The organism is Bacillus sanguinis, from assembly GCF_018332475.1.
Classification (GTDB): Bacteria; Bacillota; Bacilli; order Bacillales; family Bacillaceae_G; genus Bacillus_A; species Bacillus_A sanguinis.
On the sequence record NZ_BOQB01000402.1, the window covers coordinates 1 to 4,089 of the forward strand.

At 34.1% G+C, this 4,089-nt stretch carries 5 protein-coding genes and 1 pseudogene; all 6 read right to left on the reverse strand.

The window, feature by feature from the left end; translation table 11 throughout:
- Positions 1–520, reverse strand: a 520-nt coding sequence (locus tag KI369_RS26770) for a L,D-transpeptidase (protein ID WP_212958558.1), incomplete at its 3' end; no start/stop codon positions are given.
- Between the two features lie 16 nt (positions 521–536).
- Complete coding sequence (locus KI369_RS26775) at positions 537–1,505, reverse strand: aromatic acid exporter family protein (protein WP_000472675.1); 969 nt, start codon at positions 1,503–1,505, stop codon at positions 537–539.
- Between the two features lie 100 nt (positions 1,506–1,605).
- Entirely contained in the window at positions 1,606–2,328 is a 723-nt protein-coding gene (locus KI369_RS26780) for an amino acid ABC transporter ATP-binding protein (protein ID WP_048531021.1), read from the reverse strand.
- Positions 2,321–2,980 carry an amino acid ABC transporter permease gene (locus tag KI369_RS26785; RefSeq protein ID WP_088608131.1) on the reverse strand — a complete coding sequence of 220 codons (660 nt, stop codon included), beginning with the start codon at positions 2,978–2,980 and terminating at the stop codon, positions 2,321–2,323. The genes KI369_RS26780 and KI369_RS26785 overlap by 8 nt, the downstream gene beginning before the upstream one ends.
- A gap of 36 nt (positions 2,981–3,016) precedes the next feature.
- Positions 3,017–3,796 carry a transporter substrate-binding domain-containing protein gene (locus tag KI369_RS26790; protein ID WP_212958560.1) on the reverse strand — a complete coding sequence of 260 codons (780 nt, stop codon included), beginning with the start codon at positions 3,794–3,796 and terminating at the stop codon, positions 3,017–3,019.
- A gap of 123 nt (positions 3,797–3,919) precedes the next feature.
- Positions 3,920–4,060 (reverse strand): annotated as a pseudogene (locus tag KI369_RS26795) (HD-GYP domain-containing protein); the annotation flags it as partial.
- Positions 4,061–4,089: the final 29 nt, after the last annotated feature.

Genomic DNA, 4,089 nt, shown 5'->3' on the forward strand with positions numbered 1-4,089 from the left:
TGGCTTTTTCATATGCAATGGCTCCTTTTTGTTTTGCCAATTGCTGAAATGATTTTTTCGACTTCACAATCCATACTTTCGTTCCAATTGGAATGCGATCAAATAAATACTCCACATCGTTTTTCTTCATTCTTATACATCCTTGTGAAATATACTTTCCAATTGAACTAGGTTGGTTTGTTCCATGTATTCCATATTTACTCCCATCAGTTCCTCTTGCATTAAATCCAATCCACCTTGATCCAAGTGGATTTTTCGGTGATCCACCTGGAATATCCTTCGCAATATAATACGGATCCTTCGCTTTCATTACAACATCAAAAGTTCCCTCTGGAGTTAATTCATTTGTTTTCCCTGTCGCTACTGGAAAAACCTTTTGAATCTTTCCATCGTCAATATAAGCTAATTTATTCGTCGCTTTATTTACAATAATGAAAGGATCTCCGGCACGTGGATTGTCACCAAGAGGCCAAATAGGCGATAAAGAAAGAAATAATATGAAAGAGAGAAGATATGGCATAAATAATTCCTACCTTCTATATAAGTTCTTTTATATTATCCTTTCCCTTAAAACGGCTTTTAATGAGTAAATATTGTTCCATTTCATACACAAGTTGAACAAGCTTCGCACGTATCTCAAATTCTTCACGTGTAACGGGCAATGGCATGTCTCTAAATAATTCTCTCATTTCTTGCAGCTGCCTTAAGGAAATAACCCCAGTACTCTCAGGGCTAATAGCATTCCCAATGTTTTCAACCACATCCGCAATCATATCAGCTTGTTCATATGTCCATGATAAAGAAGCTGCTAATGGTATCATCCGCTCTAAAATTTCAAATTGTTGCATGCGCATATTAAAATAACGATAGTAATAGCCATCTTCTCGCATAAATGCATTCTCAAGTTTCTTAAACGATAAATCCCTTGCTTCATTTAGCATATTTTCAGTTTCAATAAGTTCTGCCCCGCTCCAACTACTTTCTCTGTTTCGTAAATAAACGACCATTTCAAACAAAATTGTTTTAAAATTACTTTCTATTGTATCCTGATACTCTTTTAGCTTATTTTCACTACTTGGCATATACATATTCACTAATAAAGCCACACTAATCCCTATCGTTAATATTGCAATTTCATTTCCAACAATAAGCCATGTAATTTGTTTCAATGAATATAGATGCATCACAATAACTGAACTCGTGACAATACCTTCTTGAATTTTGAGCATAACTGCAGTCGGAATAAATGTAAGCAATAATATACTAATTGCAAGTGGTGTATAGCCAATTGTTTCAAAAATACAAAACGCGAATACCATTGATAATACACAAGCTAAAAAACGATGTAACGACACTTGAAGTGATTTACGTTTCGTATTTTGTACACATAATATAACTAAAATACCCGCTGAACTATAAAATTCTAATCCTAATAACTGAGCAATAAAAACTGCTGCGCCTGTCCCTATTGCTGTTTTTACTGTACGGTATCCAATTTTGAACATAGCATTGCTCCTATATGTATAAACGTATTTACAGTTAGTATAAAAAAAGGATGACACAATGTCATCCTTTTCTACTTATTATTTACGTAACCGTTACATATTACAATATTTTTTGTAAAAATTGTTGCGCACGCTCACTTTTCGGTGCTGCAAAAAATTGTGCTGGCGCACTATCTTCTACAAGTTTTCCACCATCTAAAAAGAGAACACGATCTGCTACTTCTTTTGCGAATCCCATTTCATGTGTAACAATCGCCATTGTCATTCCTGTCGTAACTAATGATTTCATAACTTCTAACACTTCTTTCACCATCTCTGGATCAAGCGCTGATGTTGGTTCATCAAATAACATCACTTCTGGTTCCATCGCTAACGCTCTCGCAATTGCTACACGTTGCTTTTGTCCTCCCGAAAGACGATTCGGGTACGTATCTTTTTTATCTAATAAACCGACCTTTTCTAAAAGTTTTTCGGCTTTCTTTTCAGCTTCTTGTTTCGTTACTCCTTTTACATTGATAGGAGCATACGTAATATTTTCTAGTACAGTCATATGAGGAAATAGGTGAAAATGCTGAAATACCATTCCGACATTTTCACGAACGTGCATAATATTCGTTTTTGGATTCGTTACTTCTTCCGTTCCAATCCAAATGTGACCATTTGTCGGTGCTTCTAGCACATTCATACAACGTAAAAATGTTGATTTCCCTGATCCAGACGGTCCAATAATTGCTACTACTTCTCCTTTTTCAATCGTTGTTGTAATTCCTTTTAATACTTCGTTTTTTCCAAACGATTTATGAAGATTTTCAATTTTAATCACTTTTCTTCATTCTCCCTTCAATTGCCTTCCCGACTAATGTAAGAATAATGACTAGCATATAATAAATGAGTCCAACAAAAAGTAATGGTTCAAGATATTTAAACGTCTCACCGCCTACAATATAAGCACGGCGCATTAAATCAGTCGCTCCTATTACTGTTACTACAGCCGATTCTTTCGTAAGTGTCGCAAACTCGTTCACAAGCGCTGGTAATATATTTTTTAATGCTTGAGGGAAAATGATATTTCGCATCATTTTCCCGTAAGGAATCCCTAAAGCCATCGCTGCTTCTGTTTGTCCTTTATCAACCGCTTGAATGCCGGCACGAATTACCTCTGACATATATGCACCTGAATTTAAGCTAAATGCTAATACAGCTGCTACGAATGCTGGTATTTCATAACCAATTATTTGCGGGACACCGAAATAAATAATCATTAATTGCAATACAAGTGGTGTTCCACGGAAAATTGATGTATAAAAATCTGCCGCTATATTTAATACTCGTATTCTAGCAATTTTGCAAAGCGCTAATAACGTTCCTAAAATAAATCCAACTAACGCTGATACTGCTACAATTTTCAAAGTAACTTCTAGGCCTTTTAGTATATATGGTATCGAAGGCGTAATCGCCGAAAAATCTAAGTTCATTCTTTTCATTCCCCTCACAGAAAAGTGAAAGGCAGCTTATTTTTCGCTGCCAAACCATTTCTTCACTAATTTATCCATTTCTCCATTTTCTTGCATTTTTTTAATTACTTTATTAAATTCAGCTGTTTTATCACTGTTTTTCGGAAGGGCAATTGCTGCTCCTACTTCTTCTGGTGCTTCTTTAATTTCAATTCCTTGTAATTCTTTCATTTTTTCTAAATAATTTTTAGCAACCGTGTCTTCTATAATTGCAGCGTCAAAACGACCAGCTTTAATTTCTTGTACAATTTCTGGTATACGGTCACGTCCCTCAACTTTGAAATCTACTTGTTTTTTAAATTCTGCTGCTTTCTCTTCTTGAATTGATCCTGTTTGTACCCCTACTTTTTTCCCTTTTAAATCCTCTACAGATTTAATGTTAGAATCCTTTTTAGAAACGACCATGTTTTTCGCAACAAAATAAATATCTGTGAAATCAACATTATTTTTACGCTCTGCAGTTGGCGTCATACCTGCCATTACGAAATCAACTTTTCCTGAGCTAAGAGATGCTAATAAACCACCAAAATCCATATCTTTCACTTTCACTTCATAACCAAGTTCTTTTCCGATATATTTAGCAACATCAACATCAAAGCCGATAATTTCATCACTTTTTGAAGCTTCTACGTATTCATACGGTTTATAATCTGCTGAAGTCCCCATAACCAATACTTTTTTATCTTTTCCAGTAGCCTTTTCTTCCCCATTACTACAAGCGCTGAACATACTTACAACTAAAATAAGTGCAAACGATATTGATAATAACTTCTTCATCTTTCTTCCCCCTAATAATGTATATTTAAAAGTTTAATAGAATATTTATTCGATGTTTGTATTGTATCAGCACTTTTATTTTTATGCAATATATAAAATAAAAATAAATAAAAATACGAGTTAAAATAAAAGTTTCTGTAGTGAAAAATCCTTTCTAAGAATAACATGTTGATAAATATTATCAAACAAAAGAATTCTACAGGGAACCAATAGAAACATTTTTATCGGTTCTTTCGTTTCAATATTTTTAATACCTTTAATCATTTTACACACCACCAAACCTTTTTTAATAA

What these genes read in the sequence shown, in the direction of transcription:
- KI369_RS26775 (WP_000472675.1), bottom strand. Translation starts at nt 1,505, where the DNA reads ATGTTCAAAATTGGATACCGTACAGTAAAAACAGCAATAGGGACAGGC.
- KI369_RS26785 (WP_088608131.1), bottom strand. Translation starts at nt 2,980, where the DNA reads ATGAACTTAGATTTTTCGGCGATTACGCCTTCGATACCATATATACTA.
- KI369_RS26790 (WP_212958560.1), bottom strand. Translation starts at nt 3,796, where the DNA reads ATGAAGAAGTTATTATCAATATCGTTTGCACTTATTTTAGTTGTAAGT.